The organism is Bacillus sp. FCW2 (assembly GCF_021228595.1).
GTDB classification, from domain to species: Bacteria; Bacillota; Bacilli; order Bacillales; family Bacillaceae; genus Bacillus; species Bacillus velezensis.
The window spans coordinates 2,795,390-2,811,456 of sequence record NZ_CP089436.1 but is presented as its reverse complement, the minus strand read 5'-3'; the positions used below and the strand labels follow the sequence as shown (position 1 = coordinate 2,811,456).

Genomic DNA, 16,067 nt, shown 5'->3' with positions numbered 1-16,067 from the left:
CCCTTTATAAATAATCTGCGTTCGGCAAGACTTTTTGAGATCGGGAAGAAAGAAGTCTCCACCACTCTTCCAGCGTCGGGTTCTCCGCCAGTTCCACAAACGTCACTTCAGCTCCGTCACGGCGCCATTGTTCGACAAGGCTCATGATTCTGACGGAGTCAAGACCTCTGTCCAGCAGGTCTTCATGATCCGGAATATCAGACGGTGATTCTTGAAGAATCGCCGCAATTTGTTCCCGCACCCGGTCTTTTGTCAATACGGCGGAAACCTTCTCTTCTCCTTCAGAAACCGGCGCGCCGCCCAGCAGCTCCAGTACTTCGTTTGTCAAAGCCGTGTAAGCGCAGCGCTGAGACGCATATTCGATGGCCATCTTATGTTTTTCTGAAGAAAAATCAGCAACGGCGTCTCCGATAAAGAAGCTTTGGATATCATCCATAAATGCTTCACAGGCTGTGACGAGACAGCCGATGTGTGCATAAATTCCTGTAATCATGAGCTGGTCTCTGCCGCTTTCACGCATGATGTCAAGGAGATTCGTCCGTTTAAACGCGCTGTATCTCCACTTTGTGAGGACAATGTCCTGATCATCCGGGGCAAGCTCCGGAATGACCTTTTCTTCATAAGGCCCGCTTTTTAGCCCCGGCCCCCAAAAATCCGTCAGCAGCGCGCGGTCCGCCGGGTCTTGGCTGCCCGGCTGCGCGGTATACACCACCGGAATGCCGAGTGCTTTGCATTGCTCTTTTATTTTTTTGATATTCTGAGCCGCCTCCGTGATCGGAGCCTCACCTTTCGCAAAAGCATCGACGAAATAATTCTGCATGTCATGGATCAGAAGCACCGCGCGTTTCGGATTCAGCGTCCACGATACTTTATTTTCAGGCATATCTGACGCTGTCGGCAGCGCATATGCGGGAATAGACGGTATAGCCAATGTAAACACTTCCTTTTTTTAAGATTGTTTGATTTCAGCCGGCTTTACTTTTTGGGCGATCGTTTCGCGAAGATCCTTTTTACTGACCTTGCCGACGCCGGTTTTCGGGAAAGAAGCGATAAATTCAATCCGGTCGGGGATTTTATATGCCGCCAATCCGCGCTCACGTAAAAATGCTTTCAGCTCTCCCGGTTTCGGCGCTTCTCCTTTCGGGATGACGAACACACAGGATCGCTCCCCGAGAAAATCATCCGGCATTGAAACCATGGCCGCATCATGAACGGCAGGATGCGCAAGAAGGTGATTTTCCACCTCCTCAGCGGCTATTTTTTCACCGCCCCGATTGATTTGATCTTTCGCACGTCCTTCGACGATGATATAGCCGTCCGCCGTCAGTTTGACGATATCGCCGGTCTGATAAAATCCGTCGGCTGTGAATGATCTTTCATTATGTTCTGGCGCTTTATAATATCCGCGAATCGTGTAAGGGCCGCGTGTAAACAAATGTCCTGCTTCACCAGGGGCGACATCCCGCCCGTCATCGTCTAAAACCCTGACCTCATCAAAAGGTGACATCGGTCTGCCTTGCGTATTGACTATGATCTCTTCAGGATCATCCAGTCTCGTATAATTCACCAATCCTTCCGCCATTCCGAAAACCTGCTGAAGGGTGCATCCGAAAGCGCTCTTCACGCGGCGGGCCGCCTCAGCGCTGAATTTGGCGCCTCCCACCTGCAGCACTTGAAGGCTTGATAAATCATCACTTCGCGAACCGGATGCGTCCATCCACACCATCGCAAGCGGCGGGACGAGCGCTGTAATTGTGACACGTTCTTTTTCAATTAACGGGAAGCAGTCATCCGGACTCGGCGTCGGTGACAGAACAACCCGGCCCCCGGCATATAAAGTTCCCAGCACACCTGGCGAGCTGAGCGGATAATTATGCGCTGTCGGCAGAGCGGCCAAATAAACGCTGTGATGATCCAAGCCGCATATTTCCGCGCTGATGCGCAAACTGTATATGTAATCGTCGTGTGTTCGCGGAATCAGCTTGGACAGCCCCGTACTGCCTCCTGAAAGCTGTAAAAAGGCGACTTCCGCCGGGCTTATATCTTCCAGCTGAACCGGCTCTCTATGCAGGCTGCTCAGTTCTTGAAACTCTTCAGCTTCGCCGGCCACAATGACATGCGCCAAATCCGGAAGTTTGTCTTTCACCTGTCTGGCAAGCGCTCTGTAATCAAAACCTGAATGCATATCAGGAATGATGTATGCTTTCGCCTCTGCAAACTCGCAGAAATACGTAATCTCACTGCTTCTATGGGAAGGCAGTGCGAAAACGGGCAGCGCTCCGAGCCTGAACAGCGCGAAAATCACTTCAAAAAACTCAGCGATATTCGGCAGCTGAACGACAACGCGGTCTTCCTTTTGAATTCCGAGCTTATGCAGTCCCGCCGCTAAACGATCGGCCCTTTCATCTAATTCTTTGTAGCTCCAATGTACATCTTTACACGTCACGGCAGTTTGATTTCCGTATAAAGCCGCGCGCTCTTTCAGCATTCCTCCGAACGTCTCACCCTTCCAGCAGCCGTCTTTTCGGTATTTGTCAGCCCATTCTTCCGGCCATGGCGTAAATCCAGTCAGCACGATCCGTTCCCTCCTTTTTTACAACTCATCTTGGTAAAGCCCCATCGCCCGGAGCATGGTGCGGAATTTGGCCGAGGTCTCGTCCAGTTCATCCTGCGGCTTTGATCCGGCGACAATCCCGGCACCCGCAAAGAGCCGGAGAGACCTTGTTTCCGCTTCGGCGCAGCGGAGTGCGATAATCCATTCTCCGTCACCCTCAGCATCACACCAGCCCGCCATTCCCGTGTAGAAATTGCGGTCAAACGGCTCAATATCCTGAATTGCTTCTCTCGCCGCATCCGTCGGCGTTCCGCATACCGCGGGTGTCGGATGCAGGGCGATGGCCAGCTCAAGTGATGTCGTTGACGGATCACGCAGCTCTCCCTTTACCTCGGTGGACAGGTGCCACATCGCCTCAGTTTTAATGAGTGACGGTTTTTCCGGCACATCAAGCACACGGCAGAACGGTTTAAGGGCGGCGGCCACGGCGGCCACGACTACGGCATGTTCATGCAGATCTTTTGCTGATTGCAGCAGTTCTTCCGCTCTTCTCTGATCCTCGGCGGGATCTGTGCTGCGAGGTCTGGAACCTGCCAGCGGATTGGACAGAATCGATGTTCCGTTTTTGGACAGCAGCAGTTCAGGACTTGCGCCGAAAAGCGTTTTTCTTGTTTCTGACGTTCCCGTCACATCCGCAGCGAATGTATAGCCGCGCGGGTTGTGCTGCGCCAAATGCTTGACGGCCTGAGGAATGTCGATATCCTTTTCAGCGGTCAGATGAAGCGTCCTTGACAGCACGATTTTGCTGAGCGGACCGTCCGTAATGTTGAATACGCCTTGTTCCACACCGCTCATAAAGCCCTCAGGCTCCGGAACGGGACAGATGTCATATGTATTGGATTGCGGCTTTTCTGCGGAAGATACCGCAAACGAAAGCGGGCCTGCCGTATGGACATTCTTCGGTACAAAAAGCCGGGAAGCTTTTCTGCTGTCAAAAGGAATGGCGCCGGCCGCAATCGGATGTTTGATGCCGGCTTGCTTTGCCTCAAGAAGCGTCTGTCTCACGCGTTCAGGCAGTGAATCCAGCTGATTTTCCGCGTCTGTATCAGGCACTTCCGCAAACATTCCTTCCGCAAGCATCGTACTTTTCGGGGAAGCTAAAAAGAACGCCCCGGGCTTGTAAGCGTCCAGCACCTCTTTTGCTGACACTTCCGCCAATAAATGTTGATTTGTCATGTTTGTCCCTCCTTCTCGTTAAATCAAACGCCTAAAGTAGCGCCGCCATCAACGCATAAATCATGCATCGTAATATGGTTTGCCTGTTCAGAAGCCAGAAACAAAACGGCATTTGCAATATCAGAAGGCTTCGCCAGCTTTTGAAGCGGAATTCCCGTTTTATATGTATCAAGCGAACCTCTGATGACGTCCCGGGCTCCGTTCTCGTCCTGCCACAGCGCCCGCTGCATGTCGGTTTCCGTTGAACCCGGAGATACGATGTTGCAGCGGATATGATGGGCCGCAAGCTCCAGTCCGAGGCATTTCGTAAACATGACGGCAGCCGCTTTTGACGCCGCATAAGCCGCCATGGAAGCACGCGGAACGCCGGCTGCATTCGAACCGACCGTAACGATGGCGCCTTTTTGACGCTCAATCATGTACCGGCTTACAGCCCGCGATACATGAAAAACGCCGGTCGTATTAACAGAAAATGTTTGATCCCAATCTTCATCACTGAGGGATTGCACCGGACCCGGCCGCAGCACGCCCGCAACGTTCGCCAATATTTCAATAGGCCCCATGTCGCGTTCAACGGCGGCGATGATATCATTGACAGCCGCACTGTCAGATACATCTGCGGCAAACCCCTGCGCCTGCACGCCTTTTTTCCGAAGTCTGTCAGTAAGCCCGAGAAGCAAGTCTTCATTTGTATCTATAGCTGCCACATTTACGCCTTGTTCAGCAAGGGCAAGCGCTGTTGCTTCTCCGATGCCTTGAGCGGCGCCGGTGACAACGGCCGTTTTCCCTTTCATTCCCAATGCGTCCATATTATCATTCCCTTTCTATATTGATAATGATTATCATTATCAATTATGATTCAAGACAATCATATCCAAATCAAAACACGCAGTCAATTAGAAAATTAGAATCAGCCGCATTTAGTTCGAAGGGCCTGTTTTTTCTCATACGGGAGAATACGGGGTATGCGGCCCTCCCGGATTCAGGCAGAAACGCAGGGCTCTGCTGATTAAAACGGGCAGGACAGAAATATGGCCTTCTCCTTCAAACTCGCTGTATTCAGCACGGACTCCATCATCTTCAAACCCGGATAATAAAGAGTACAGCGCCTCTGCGTGCTGCGGGATTCTGCTTTTATGTGTTTTTTCAATTTCTCCCGCAGCCAGCAATACGCTGACTTGAAGATTTTCCGCAGAGAGCCGGTCTGACAAACGTTCCGCTTTTTCCTGAATAAAACGCTTGTTCCAGTGAATTGACGGACTCCCGGCAACATAGGTCTGAAACATGTCCGGCCTCGCCAAAAGCACTTGCAGCACAAAAAGACCGCCCAGCGAATGGCCGAAAATCGTCTGCCTGCCTCTGTCGATCGGATAATCCCGCTCCATCGCGGGCTTTACTTCTTCTTCTATAAACTCCAGAAATGCTTCCGCCCCTCCCTGTTCGGGCCATGCCGCGCCGCGCGGATGCACCGGCAGTTCTGATTCAGAAAGCGGCATCGTAAAATCACTGTGACGTTCGGCGGAAAACGGCTGATCTGTCGGGTAGCCGATTCCGACAATCACCGCCGGAACAACGCCTGTTTTTTCAGGCCGTCGGCTTTGCACCCGCAAAGCTTCGGCCATTGTGCCGAATACGGAATTCGCATCGAGCAGGTATATGACGGGGAAGCCGGATGCAGGCGGTTCTTCTTGAGGAAAAGAGACAAAGATACGATACGTACGGCCTCCTTTTGAGCGCATTTCTCTTACTTCTGTGCCCGGAACCGCGTATCGGCCGGCCGGCGCGAAACCCCGCTTTATTTGTTTTCCGTCCATTATGTGTTCATCCCCTTTGCGGCAATTGCTTTATCTATGCTTATTGATAATGATTTTCAATATCAAAAGACACCTCAAATAATAGGTTTTTTGCCAAACAAAGTCAATGGATTTTTGATATAAAAAAAGCACCTTATTTCAATAAGGTACCTAAGAACTATATAGTGATAGGAGGCTTAATCCCATGTAAAGCGCTCATTCTTCCATGGATCTCCCCTCATATGGTAGCCGTTTTTCTCCCAAAAGCCGGGGTGGTTTTCCTTTGTGAACTGAATGCCGCGCAGCCATTTGGCGCTTTTCCAAAAATAAAGATGGGGGAAAACGCCTCTGAGCGGATAGCCGTGCTCTGGCGTTAACGGCTCGCCGTTATGCGCATATGCCAGCAGGGATGTTTCCCGCGTAAAATCAGAAAGCGGCAGGTTGGCCGTCCAGCCCTCTTCAGCGTGCAGAATGACGAATCCCGCTTCTTTGTGCACGCCCGCTTTCTCAGCGATGTCTTTGGCGCGTATTCCCTGCCAGATATTATCAAGACGGGACCAGCCCGTGACGCAATGAATATCATTTTTCACTTCGGCTTCCGGAAAGGCTTTGATATCTTCAAAGCTTAACAGCATAGGACGGTCAACAAGTCCGTACACTTGCAGATTCCATTTTGACATATCTTCATAATAAGGAACATTTCCGGCGTGAAGCACGGGAAACTTCGTTGTGACATTTTGGTTTGGCGGAATCCGTTCCGACTGTTTTGTTTGTTTCGTTTTCCCGAAAAACATATGGCTCCCTCCATTTAGTAAACCTGCATTAAATCTTTGTTGACAATCAATCACCCTTCGATTACGCTAATCTGGTACAAGTGTAAGGGGGAAAAACAAATGAAACAACGCAACCTTCGTGCGGGCGATATGGCGCTTATCGGCATGTTTGCCGCACTGATGGCCGTCGGCGCCAACATTACATCAATGGCTCCTTTTTTGCAAGTTGCGGGAATTCCGTTATCGCTGCAGCCTTTCTTTTGTCTGTTAGCCGCGATGCTTCTCGGCGCCAGACGGGCAGCCATTGCAATGACGGTATACGCATTGGCCGGACTCGCGGGGGCGCCTGTTTTCGCCCAATTCTCAGCAGGCTTTGCGCCGTTTATCGGAAAGAGCGGCGGATTTATTCTCGCTTACATCCCGGCGGCATTTGCAGCCGGATGGCTGCTGGAAAAAACAAAAAAACCCGGCCGCCTGCATTATGCATGGGCCTCTTTGATCGGTACCGCCGTCATTTATATCATTGGCACGACCTATACGTATATTGCGCTGAAATTATGGCTTCATGCTCCGATCAGCTACGGAATGGCCTGGTTTTACATGATATGGTTTTTCATAAAAGATATCGTTTTAGCACTGTTATTGGCATCAATCGCGCCTGCCGTATACAGGTCTATTCATAAAGCGACGGGGTTCAGCAGAAATCCGGCGTAAGATGTTCTCAGCATACAAAAAGGCTCCCCTTTCCGGGAGCCTTTTTTTTACAGGACAAGCGCGGCAATCCAGCCGAATATCACAAGCGGAATGTTATAGAAAATAAATGTCGGTACGCACGTATCCCAAATGTGGTGGTGCTGTCCGTCGGCGCTGAGGCCTGACGTCGGCCCGAGCGTACTGTCACTTGCAGGAGAACCCGCATCACCGACCGCGGCGGCCGCTCCGATTACGGCGATCGTCGCCATCGGGCTGAATCCGAGCTGAGCGCACAGCGGGACAAATATGGTCGTAATGACGGGTACGGTTGCAAATGATGATCCGATTCCCATCGTGATTAATAAACCGACCACCAGCATCAGGAGCGCGCCTAATGATTGGCTGTGGCCGATAAAGCCTGTTGATGCTTTGACCAAGGAAGCCACATCGCCCGTTTTATTCAATACATTTGAAAAACCGGCTGCAACAAGCATGACAAACCCGATAAAAGCCATCAGAATCATGCCGTCCGTGATCAGCTTATCCGCTTCATTGCGCTTCATGACTCCGCTGATAAACAGCGTAAACAAGCCGGCAAGCGCGCCCATGATCATACCTTCCACTCCGAGCACCTGTGACAGATAGAGCTGAACGGCAAGCGACACGGCAATGGAGATCAGGGCGATGGCAATGCTTTTTTTCGTATAAGGAGAAGACGATAGTCCGGCAATCTCCTTCGTCTCATATTTCTTCGGTTTCCGGAAGACGATGACGGCTAAAATTAAACCGACCGCCATCCCGGCCGTCGGGATGATTAAAGCATACGGGATATCACTGAGCGGCACCTTTAAACCGGCTGACGCCATATTATCTCTCAGCATCCCCTGGAAAATCTGTCCGAATCCGACAGGCAGAACGATATACGGCGCAGTCAGTCCGAATGTCATCACACACGCGATCAGCCTGCGGTCTATTTCAAGTTCGTTAAATATTTTTAAAAGCGGCGGAATCAATACAGGAATAAACGCAATGTGAACGGGCACCACGTTTTGCGAGAAACAGGATATGATTAAAATAATCAGTACGATTAACACTTTTGACAGTGCTTTTTTCCGCGAATCTTCCTTTTTTCCGATTAGTTTGACAGACGCTTCCACCATTGCATCGGGAAGCCCCGTCTTTGTCAGCGCCGCGGCAAATGCTCCGAGCAGCGCGTAGCTGACCGCGACGGTGGCATTTCCGCCGAGACCGTCCGTAAAAGCCTTCACCGTCTCTCCGAGGCCTAAGCCGCCGGTCAGCCCGCCGGCAAGCGCGCCGATCATTAAAGCTATAATAATATTGACACGCAGCAGGCTTAAGACGAGCATGAGCAATACTGCGACAACAACAGCATTCATTGATGAGTCCCTCCAAAAATCCTTTAGTTTGCTAATGTAGTAGATAATTAAAGTTACCATATATTCTGCGCTTTAGTCAACTAAAGATTTTGGAAATCAAAAAACCCGCTGCATCAAGGCAGCGGGCTGCTGTTATCTTTCGGGCGTAAACCGCTCAGTCAAAACAGCCAACGTCCTTGCCATGACGCCTGTTGCGCCGGCAGGGCCGAAGCATGTCGCTTTATTCGCCGTTGCGGTTCCCGCAATATCGAGATGAACCCACGGCGTGTTTTCCGCGAATTCACCAATGAATGCCCCCGCCATAATCGCGTGGCCTTCTCTTCCCGGAGAATTGTTCAAATCAGCCATCTGACTGTTTCTCACCCGTTTTTTATCCTTTTCTGTAATCGGAAGCTGCCAGATCGGCTCGCCGGATTCTTTCGCCGATTCCGCCACCTGTTCATAAAACGCGGCGTGATTGGTCATAGCGCCTGTCATTTCGTTCCCTAAGGCGACAATGACACCGCCCGTTAACGTTGCGACGTCTACGAGGACAGAGGCTCCGTGCTGCTTGGCGTATGTGATGCCGTCGGCAAGCACGAGACGCCCTTCCGCATCGGTGTTCAGGATCTCAATGGTTTTTCCGCTGAGCGAAACGATGACATCATCCGGCTTCATCGCATCGGACGAAATCATGTTGTCCGTAGACGGTATGACAGCGAGCACGTTTTGTTCAGGCCGCAGTTCGCCAATAATCTCCATTGCCCCTAATACCGAGGCGGCCCCTCCCATATCGCTTTTCATGCCGACAATGCCGGTTTTCGGCTTAATTGAATATCCGCCCGTATCAAAGGTAATTCCTTTACCGACCAGGCCGATGACGTCTTCCCACTGATCTTTGCCCTGGTACTTCAGAACGATCATTTTCGGCGGTTCGGATGAGCCCTTGTTAACAGCAAGCAGCCCTCCCATGCCAAGCTCTTCCATTTCATCTTTTTCTAAAATTTCACACTCGAAATCGTATTTTGCCGCAAGCTCAGCGGCATATGACGCCAAATCAGTGGCCGTCAGCATATTACCCGGCATATTCACAAGCGTGCGGGCTGAATTCGTCCCTTGGCCGTATGCCGCTCCGACGTTCAGGCCGGCCTGCACTTCCCTCAGGTCTTCTTCGGTCACGGCGCAGACTGATTTCAGTTCCTGATCCGGCTCATTCGATTTATGTTTATAATCCTGCACTTCGTAAACCGCAAGCAGACAGCTTTCTGAAAGCGCATGAGCGGCATCGGCGGCAGGCACTTCACCGGAGACGAATGTATCGAGCAACACGGATACTTCCTGTTTTTTATCTTGATGAATCTGCTGAAATACTCGTGCAAAGCATTCTTTCGTATCTTCAAACGAATAATCCGCTTCTCTTCCCAGGCCGATAAAATAAATACGTTTCATACCGGTCGCAGCCGGAGGGTATACTTTTGATACACGATTGCGTTTGGCGGACACATCACCATCCTTTAACAGCTGGGTCAGATGACCGTCCAATTTATCATCCAATTCCTTCGTAAATCCGTTCAGCGTGCTTTTTTGAAAAAGACCGATGACCAGTGTTTCGGGATGCCGCAGTTGATCAGATGCATAAAACATGAGTACACACTCCTTATGTGGGTATTTGTTATGTAAAGTGGTATAATGAAAAAACATTTTTCATTGATTTTATTTTACCAAACTAAGGGCGTTTTCTGCAGTTTTTCGATGCGATCGGAATCAGCAGATACAGAAAGGATGTCGCATATGGATGTACTTATGAATTTTCCTTTACTGGCGAGTTTTGCCGCCATTATTTTTGCCCAAGTTGTAAAAGTGCCTATTCAATTTATCGTATCCAAAAAACTTGACTGGTCTCTTGTGACGAGCACAGGCGGCATGCCGAGCTCCCATTCCGCCGCCGTCACCGCGCTGTCAACCGGAGTCGCTTTGGAACAGGGGCTGGACTCGCCCCTGTTTGCAGTCGCCGCGATTTTCGCCGTCATTACGATGTTCGACGCTACAGGTGTCAGGCGGCATGCGGGTGAACAGGCGACGGTCATTAATAAACTGGTCATCGACTTTAATCGGTTTGTCAGCGAAGCGAAGGACTTTCAGAAAGCGGAAGAGAAAGAAAAACAGAAGAAACTGAAAGAACTGCTCGGCCATCAGCCGATTGAAGTATTCTTCGGCGGCGTCACCGGTATTGTGCTGACATTGATTTTAGATTATTTCTTTATGTAAAAAACGCTTCAGCGGACGCTGAAGCGTTTTTATTCTTTTACCGTTTTGTATTGATTTCTGAACACTTGCAGCGACTTGGTTTCGTTCAGCTTTACAAGTTCGTCCTCGGTCACTGTGCCGTTCCCTTTTTTAATAATGTAGACCTCAAGTGTTTTTTTGCCCCAATTGTTATAGACGTCCTTGACGGTGTCAAAGTAGAGGTCAAGGCGGCTGCCTTTAATTTTTGAGCCGGTATCGGCGACAACCCCGTAACCGTAATTCGGTATAAACAGAATCGTCCCGATCGGGAAAACAGACGGATCGGCCGCAACAGTTGAATATAAATCTCGTTTGACCTTCACGCCTGAATATGTAATTCCGTACTGCGGATGCCCGGGAGATTTTCCGGTAGATTCCGCTCCGGCGGTATAACCGGTGGCCGTCACCTTTTGTGACGGATAGCGTTCCCAGTCAAAAGCTTCTTCCAGCGGTTTTACCCTGCCTGATGCCTTCTTTTCCGGCTGATTCTGTAAGGATTGAAACGGAGTGCCGATGTTTTTCAAAACGGCGCCGCGATGTTCCGTCATCCAATTTGTCAGATCCTTTGCTTCAACACCGGTTATGGAAAAGTATGTCGCATGGCATGCGCCCAAAAAGAGCACGATCATGAATACGCGTCTGATTATCGTCAATCTGAAATCACTCTCCTCCGAGTCATTGTTCCCAACTCGGTGAAGTGCTATACAAAAAGCGCCGCGACACAAAAAAAGCTTTCTCGAATAAGAAAGCGGCTTAAAACATTTGATATCCTCTTTTTCTGAGCGCCTTTATGGCAATGCCTGACATGATGGCTCCCGCCAGTCCGCCCGCCAAAATCACGACATCCGCAACCGCTAATGACATGATGCGCTGAAACAGGCTTTGAAAGGATTCCCCCGGCGCCTGCACGTAACTGATCATCTTTTTATTGCTGATAATGAAAAGGCATACAATCGGATAGACAACAGCCATAATCCACGACATTCTAAGCAGCATGTTCAACAGAAAGCCTATGCCGAAAAACAGTACAAAAAATAGTACGATTGAGATCAGGACAACCGGCAAACTAATCACAAACATCCACCCCCTACAGCACTTTCAGTGTACCTCGGGGGCGGTAAAAAAGTCAACGTCTGGAAAAATCATTGTCTCTCTTTGCCGCTTCCCTGGCAGGAGGGACATGTTTCGGAGCCGCCAAGAAGCAATTGAAAATACCCTTTACCTGAGCAGAACGGACACGCCGCCGTGCTTTTTGCTGTCGTTTTCATGCGGATCACCCTTTTTCTTAATTTTCTGATAATATACCATATTTACTTGTCAAGCACCAAGTCAGAATATGTGACAAATCAACTCATGTAAGCGGAAACATTCATTTTTTTCTCTTACATGCTTTTTATAGCGCTCTTTTCTAAAAAAAGAGAAAACCCGCGGCCGCGGGTTTTCAGAAGAATTTAAACTTCCCTTTTTTCAGCGTCAGGCCCAGTCCGCCGATCATAAAGAGCGAGCGGTTGTCAATGACCTTTTTCATAAAGGACGCCGGCATGCCTTTGAGCTTCCTGCCGTATACGACTCCGACAGCGTTATGCTCACCGAGGGAGGCGACGGTTCCTTTAATGTCAGGCTTGAACTCTTCAAGCTGGCCTCCTTTAATCAAACCGCCCAGATTTTTGGCGACCGTTTCTCCTTGCTGCATCGCGATCTGAGCAGTCGGCGGGTACGGCCGTTCCGTCTCTTCATTGATAAAGAGCGAGCTGTCGCCGAGAATAAAAACGTCATCATGTCCCGGCGCCCGAAGATCAGGGTTGACCTTGACACGGCCGCGCATATTTTCAAAACCCGCTTCCTCCACGATCGGATGTCCGCGCACGCCCGCGGCCCAGACAACAGTCTGCGATTTGATTTCTTCCGGCTCTTCATCTTTCTTGCCGACTGTGACACCGTCTGCGCGGCATTCTTGAACCGCGGTGCCGATTTTAAATTCAACGCCTTTGCTCTCAAGGTATTGAACGGCGTAATCGACAAGCTCCGGATCAAATCCCGGCAAAACCGTCGGGGCGGCCTCGACACAGACGATCCGGACGAGACTTTCATCTATATCATAATATCTGCATAACTCCGGCTTGCGGTTCGCAAGTTCACCGAGAAATTCAATTCCCGTAAAGCCCGCTCCGCCGACAACGATGGTTAAGCGGTCAGGGCGTTTTTCAGCCTCCGTATTGTATGTCGCAAATTGGAGCTCAATATGGTCTTTCAGCTGGCGCGACGTATTAATATTCGCGATCGGAAAAGCGAATTCTTTTAAGCCTTTAATCCCGAATGTTTCAGGGACGGCGCCAAGCCCGATGACAAGATAATCATAAGGGATGTCCCCTTGTGAAAGCGTCACCTTTTTATTTTGCACATCTATCGCTTTTACGGTATCCTGCACAAATTTGACCCGTGATTCATTGATTACATCTTTTATTTGATATCTGCAGCGGTCATGATGCAGCGTTCCTGCGCTCGCTTCATGCATCCATGTCGTTTCATAATGATAATTGTGTTTATTGACCAAAGTAATGTCAGCGTCATTTGCCCCGATATGCTTCGGAAGCCTTGTTACTGTCATTAATCCACCATAACCTGCACCTAAAACCACGATTTTGGGTTTATTCAATGCCATCACATCCACCTTCTTTTTTTTGCTGTTAGACGCATAATCAAATCAACATTTGTATTAGCTTCAGCTTATTGGCGGGATTTTATGAAATGAAATATAAAATTTTTTAGAAAACCGCACATGTCTGCATATCACCATACTATCCGGAAGAATCAGAAAACATTCAGGAAAAAACAGATTGGAATTTGTCCCCATATTAGCGGCGGCCGCAATTTTTTTCAAGAATGAAGCGGCCGGGCGGTTTTCGGCACTCGTCATCCTTTTAAATTGTATGTTATAATTAATAACAATTTTCAATTAGGAGGCAATTTGGTATGCAAGAGGATTCAAAGGTTTATGATATTACGGTCATCGGCGGCGGCCCGGTCGGCCTGTTTACCGCTTTTTACGGGGGAATGAGACAGGCGAGCGTCAAAATCATCGAGAGCCTGCCTCAGCTTGGCGGCCAGCTCAGCGCGCTGTACCCTGAAAAATATATTTATGATGTAGCCGGATTCCCGAAAATCCGCGCCCAAGAACTTGTGAACAACTTAAAAGAGCAAATGGCAAAGTTCGATCAGACCATCTGCTTAGAGCAGGCCGTTGAATCTGTTGAAAAACAGGCGGACGGTGTGTTTAAGCTTGTCACGAATTCAGAAACGCATTATTCAAAAACGGTTATTATTACAGCGGGAAACGGCGCATTTAAGCCGAGAAAGCTTGAGCTGGAATCAGCGGAACAATATGAGGGCAAAAACCTGCACTACTTCATTGACGACCTCAATCAATTCGCAGGCAGACGCGTTGCCGTTCTGGGCGGCGGCGATTCCGCGGTGGACTGGGCGCTCATGCTTGAGCCGATCGCCAAAGAAGTCAGCATCATCCACCGCCGTGATAAATTCCGCGCGCATGAGCACAGTGTCGAAAACCTGCATAATTCTAAAGTCAACGTGCTGACACCGTTTGTTCCCGCTGAACTTGTCGGTGAAGACCGGATCGAACAGCTCGTTCTCGAAGAAGTGAAAGGCGACCGTAAAGAAATCATTGAAATTGATGACCTGATCGTAAACTACGGCTTTGTTTCTTCTCTCGGCCCGATTAAAAACTGGGGCCTTGAAATCGAGAAAAATTCCATCGTCGTCAAAAGCACAATGGAAACGAATATCGAAGGCTTCTTTGCCGCCGGAGATATCTGCACATATGAAGGCAAGGTCAAGCTGATCGCCAGCGGTTTCGGCGAAGCTCCGACAGCCGTGAACAACGCGAAGGCTTACATGGACCCGAAAGCGCGCGTCCAGCCTCTGCATTCTACAAGCATGTTTGAAAAATAATAAAAAAGAGTCTGTGTCATACCGGCACAGACTCTTTTTTATTTAAACATCCAAATATAATTCATGACGGTTCCGACAACAAGCGCAATGACAAGCGCCGACACGACCCAAATCGTGCCTAAAATAATCCGGTCCTGAATTTTTTGGGCTTTCGGGCTGTGCCCGGGCTGTTTTTGTTCCACACCGGCCCCTCCCTTCTTCTGCAAATCTATCTATCGTAACAAATGTCTTACAACACCCAATACTACTATGATAACCAAACTGCAAATGGATGACAAGCTGACCGCATATGAGGCGGCATGAAATCATTTGACATTCCTGACAAAACAAAGTACATTATAAAAAGACGAACATTTCAATTTTATTTAATTATATTATTCGCTTTTAGGGGTGTTATATATGGAAAATGTATTTGATTACGAAGATATTCAGCTGATTCCTGCAAAATGCATTGTTGAAAGCCGATCTGAATGTGATACATCAGTTACGTTGGGCGGACACACGTTTAAACTTCCGGTCGTACCGGCCAACATGCAGACGATTATAGATGAAAACATCGCGGCCTGGCTCGCGGAAAACGGGTATTTTTATATCATGCACCGCTTCGAGCCGGAAAAACGCCTGGCTTTTGTCCGGGATATGAAAGCGCGCGGACTGATTTCTTCCATCAGTGTCGGCGTGAAGGAAAATGACTATGAATTCATCCGGGAGCTGAAAGAACAGGAGCTGGTGCCGGATTATATTACCATTGATATCGCGCACGGCCATTCCAATGCCGTGATCAGCATGATTCAATTTATTAAAGAACATGTCCCGGAAAGCTTTGTCATCGCAGGGAATGTCGGGACGCCTGAAGCTGTAAGGGAGCTGGAACGCGCGGGCGCTGACGCGACAAAAGTGGGAATCGGCCCCGGGAAAGTCTGCATCACCAAAATTAAAACCGGCTTCGGAACCGGCGGGTGGCAATTAGCCGCGCTTCGCTGGTGCGCAAAAGCGGCGAGCAAACCGATCATTGCTGACGGCGGTATCCGCACGCACGGCGATATCGCGAAATCCATCCGTTTCGGCGCATCTATGGTCATGATCGGATCATTATTCGCCGGCCACGAAGAATCACCGGGACAAACGATCGAAATCGATGGAAAGCTTTACAAAGAATATTTCGGCTCCGCTTCTGAATTTCAAAAAGGCGAAAAGAAAAACGTCGAAGGCAAAAAAATGCATGTCGAACATAAAGGGTCTTTACAGGACACGCTGGTTGAAATGGAGCAGGATCTGCAATCTTCCATCTCTTACGCCGGCGGCAATACACTCGAAGCCATCCGCAATGTCGACTACGTGATCGTAAAAAACTCTATTTTCAACGGCGACAGATTTTAACACGCAG

Annotated in this window: 17 protein-coding genes; 4 read left to right on the top strand and 13 right to left on the bottom strand. The window is 49.4% G+C overall.

The genetic code is table 11. The features are described from left to right. Window positions 1-4 precede the first annotated feature (4 nt). The 6 genes from K3G25_RS14215 to K3G25_RS14190 form a co-directional block, all read right to left on the bottom strand. The gene (locus K3G25_RS14215) at window positions 5-931 is read right to left on the bottom strand and encodes an isochorismatase (protein ID WP_022553717.1); all 927 of its coding nucleotides are present in this window, start codon (window positions 929-931) and stop codon (window positions 5-7) included. Between the two features lie 18 nt (window positions 932-949). Next, entirely contained in the window at window positions 950-2,575 is a 1,626-nt protein-coding gene (locus K3G25_RS14210; RefSeq protein WP_022553718.1) for a (2,3-dihydroxybenzoyl)adenylate synthase, read from the bottom strand. Window positions 2,576-2,593: 18 nt separating this feature from the next. Further along, a complete protein-coding gene (gene dhbC, locus K3G25_RS14205; protein ID WP_021495377.1) occupies window positions 2,594-3,790 on the bottom strand; it encodes an isochorismate synthase DhbC in 1,197 nt (398 codons plus the stop codon). Window positions 3,791-3,813: 23 nt separating this feature from the next. Beyond that, a complete protein-coding gene (locus K3G25_RS14200; RefSeq protein WP_014418780.1) occupies window positions 3,814-4,599 on the bottom strand; it encodes a 2,3-dihydro-2,3-dihydroxybenzoate dehydrogenase in 786 nt (261 codons plus the stop codon). Between the two features lie 135 nt (window positions 4,600-4,734). Next, window positions 4,735-5,604, bottom strand: coding sequence for an alpha/beta hydrolase (locus K3G25_RS14195; RefSeq protein WP_232489358.1), 870 nt, complete (start codon window positions 5,602-5,604; stop codon window positions 4,735-4,737). Window positions 5,605-5,780: 176 nt separating this feature from the next. Next, window positions 5,781-6,377 carry a sulfite oxidase-like oxidoreductase gene (locus tag K3G25_RS14190; protein ID WP_012118333.1) on the bottom strand — a complete coding sequence of 199 codons (597 nt, stop codon included), beginning with the start codon at window positions 6,375-6,377 and terminating at the stop codon, window positions 5,781-5,783. 99 nt (window positions 6,378-6,476) lie between these two features. On the opposite strand from K3G25_RS14190, the gene K3G25_RS14185 reads away from it, so the two are divergent. Further along, window positions 6,477-7,070 carry a biotin transporter BioY gene (locus K3G25_RS14185; RefSeq protein WP_007408702.1) on the top strand — a complete coding sequence of 198 codons (594 nt, stop codon included), beginning with the start codon at window positions 6,477-6,479 and terminating at the stop codon, window positions 7,068-7,070. Between the two features lie 47 nt (window positions 7,071-7,117). Here the strand turns inward: K3G25_RS14185 and K3G25_RS14180 are convergent, their stop codons facing one another. Beyond that, entirely contained in the window at window positions 7,118-8,446 is a 1,329-nt protein-coding gene (locus K3G25_RS14180) for a Na+/H+ antiporter NhaC family protein (protein WP_007613482.1), read from the bottom strand. Between the two features lie 132 nt (window positions 8,447-8,578). Continuing rightward, window positions 8,579-10,069 carry a leucyl aminopeptidase gene (locus tag K3G25_RS14175; protein ID WP_007613484.1) on the bottom strand — a complete coding sequence of 497 codons (1,491 nt, stop codon included), beginning with the start codon at window positions 10,067-10,069 and terminating at the stop codon, window positions 8,579-8,581. A 147-nt stretch (window positions 10,070-10,216) separates the two neighbouring features. On the opposite strand from K3G25_RS14175, the gene K3G25_RS14170 reads away from it, so the two are divergent. Beyond that, the gene (locus K3G25_RS14170; RefSeq protein ID WP_021495380.1) at window positions 10,217-10,693 is read left to right on the top strand and encodes a divergent PAP2 family protein; all 477 of its coding nucleotides are present in this window, start codon (window positions 10,217-10,219) and stop codon (window positions 10,691-10,693) included. A 29-nt stretch (window positions 10,694-10,722) separates the two neighbouring features. On the opposite strand, the gene K3G25_RS14165 is transcribed toward K3G25_RS14170, so the two are convergent. The 4 genes from K3G25_RS14165 to K3G25_RS14150 all read right to left on the bottom strand — a co-directional run bounded on the left by K3G25_RS14165 (window position 10,723) and on the right by K3G25_RS14150 (window position 13,373). Beyond that, entirely contained in the window at window positions 10,723-11,364 is a 642-nt protein-coding gene (locus tag K3G25_RS14165) for a 3D domain-containing protein (RefSeq protein WP_003151990.1), read from the bottom strand. 100 nt (window positions 11,365-11,464) lie between these two features. Beyond that, entirely contained in the window at window positions 11,465-11,785 is a 321-nt protein-coding gene (locus K3G25_RS14160; RefSeq protein ID WP_003151989.1) for a YuiB family protein, read from the bottom strand. A 68-nt stretch (window positions 11,786-11,853) separates the two neighbouring features. Further along, window positions 11,854-11,979, bottom strand: a complete 126-nt coding sequence (locus tag K3G25_RS14155; RefSeq protein WP_167409221.1) for a YuiA family protein — start codon at window positions 11,977-11,979, stop codon at window positions 11,854-11,856. Window positions 11,980-12,152: 173 nt separating this feature from the next. Next, complete coding sequence (locus K3G25_RS14150; protein WP_007408709.1) at window positions 12,153-13,373, bottom strand: NAD(P)/FAD-dependent oxidoreductase; 1,221 nt, start codon at window positions 13,371-13,373, stop codon at window positions 12,153-12,155. A gap of 311 nt (window positions 13,374-13,684) precedes the next feature. Here K3G25_RS14150 and yumC point away from each other — a divergent pair, with 311 nt between their 5' ends. After that, window positions 13,685-14,680 (top strand): ferredoxin--NADP reductase 2, encoded by a 996-nt coding sequence (gene yumC, locus K3G25_RS14145; RefSeq protein ID WP_007613496.1) that lies wholly within the window; start codon window positions 13,685-13,687, stop codon window positions 14,678-14,680. Between the two features lie 38 nt (window positions 14,681-14,718). On the opposite strand, the gene K3G25_RS14140 is transcribed toward yumC, so the two are convergent. Next, window positions 14,719-14,862: a hypothetical protein gene (locus K3G25_RS14140; RefSeq protein ID WP_003151982.1), complete on the bottom strand. Its 144-nt coding sequence runs from the start codon at window positions 14,860-14,862 to the stop codon at window positions 14,719-14,721. 217 nt (window positions 14,863-15,079) lie between these two features. On the opposite strand from K3G25_RS14140, the gene guaC reads away from it, so the two are divergent. Continuing rightward, window positions 15,080-16,060 carry a GMP reductase gene (gene guaC / locus K3G25_RS14135; RefSeq protein ID WP_031378398.1) on the top strand — a complete coding sequence of 327 codons (981 nt, stop codon included), beginning with the start codon at window positions 15,080-15,082 and terminating at the stop codon, window positions 16,058-16,060. Window positions 16,061-16,067 lie beyond the last annotated feature (7 nt).

What these genes read in the sequence shown, in the direction of transcription:
- dhbC (WP_021495377.1), bottom strand. Translation starts at nt 3,790, where the DNA reads ATGACAAATCAACATTTATTGGCGGAAGTGTCAGCAAAAGAGGTGCTG.
- K3G25_RS14200 (WP_014418780.1), bottom strand. Translation starts at nt 4,599, where the DNA reads ATGGACGCATTGGGAATGAAAGGGAAAACGGCCGTTGTCACCGGCGCC.
- K3G25_RS14195 (WP_232489358.1), bottom strand. Translation starts at nt 5,604, where the DNA reads ATGGACGGAAAACAAATAAAGCGGGGTTTCGCGCCGGCCGGCCGATAC.
- K3G25_RS14190 (WP_012118333.1), bottom strand. Translation starts at nt 6,377, where the DNA reads ATGTTTTTCGGGAAAACGAAACAAACAAAACAGTCGGAACGGATTCCG.
- K3G25_RS14185 (WP_007408702.1), top strand. Translation starts at nt 6,477, where the DNA reads ATGAAACAACGCAACCTTCGTGCGGGCGATATGGCGCTTATCGGCATG.
- K3G25_RS14180 (WP_007613482.1), bottom strand. Translation starts at nt 8,446, where the DNA reads ATGAATGCTGTTGTTGTCGCAGTATTGCTCATGCTCGTCTTAAGCCTG.
- K3G25_RS14175 (WP_007613484.1), bottom strand. Translation starts at nt 10,069, where the DNA reads ATGTTTTATGCATCTGATCAACTGCGGCATCCCGAAACACTGGTCATC.
- K3G25_RS14170 (WP_021495380.1), top strand. Translation starts at nt 10,217, where the DNA reads ATGGATGTACTTATGAATTTTCCTTTACTGGCGAGTTTTGCCGCCATT.
- K3G25_RS14155 (WP_167409221.1), bottom strand. Translation starts at nt 11,979, where the DNA reads ATGAAAACGACAGCAAAAAGCACGGCGGCGTGTCCGTTCTGCTCAGGT.
- K3G25_RS14150 (WP_007408709.1), bottom strand. Translation starts at nt 13,373, where the DNA reads ATGGCATTGAATAAACCCAAAATCGTGGTTTTAGGTGCAGGTTATGGT.
- yumC (WP_007613496.1), top strand. Translation starts at nt 13,685, where the DNA reads ATGCAAGAGGATTCAAAGGTTTATGATATTACGGTCATCGGCGGCGGC.
- guaC (WP_031378398.1), top strand. Translation starts at nt 15,080, where the DNA reads ATGGAAAATGTATTTGATTACGAAGATATTCAGCTGATTCCTGCAAAA.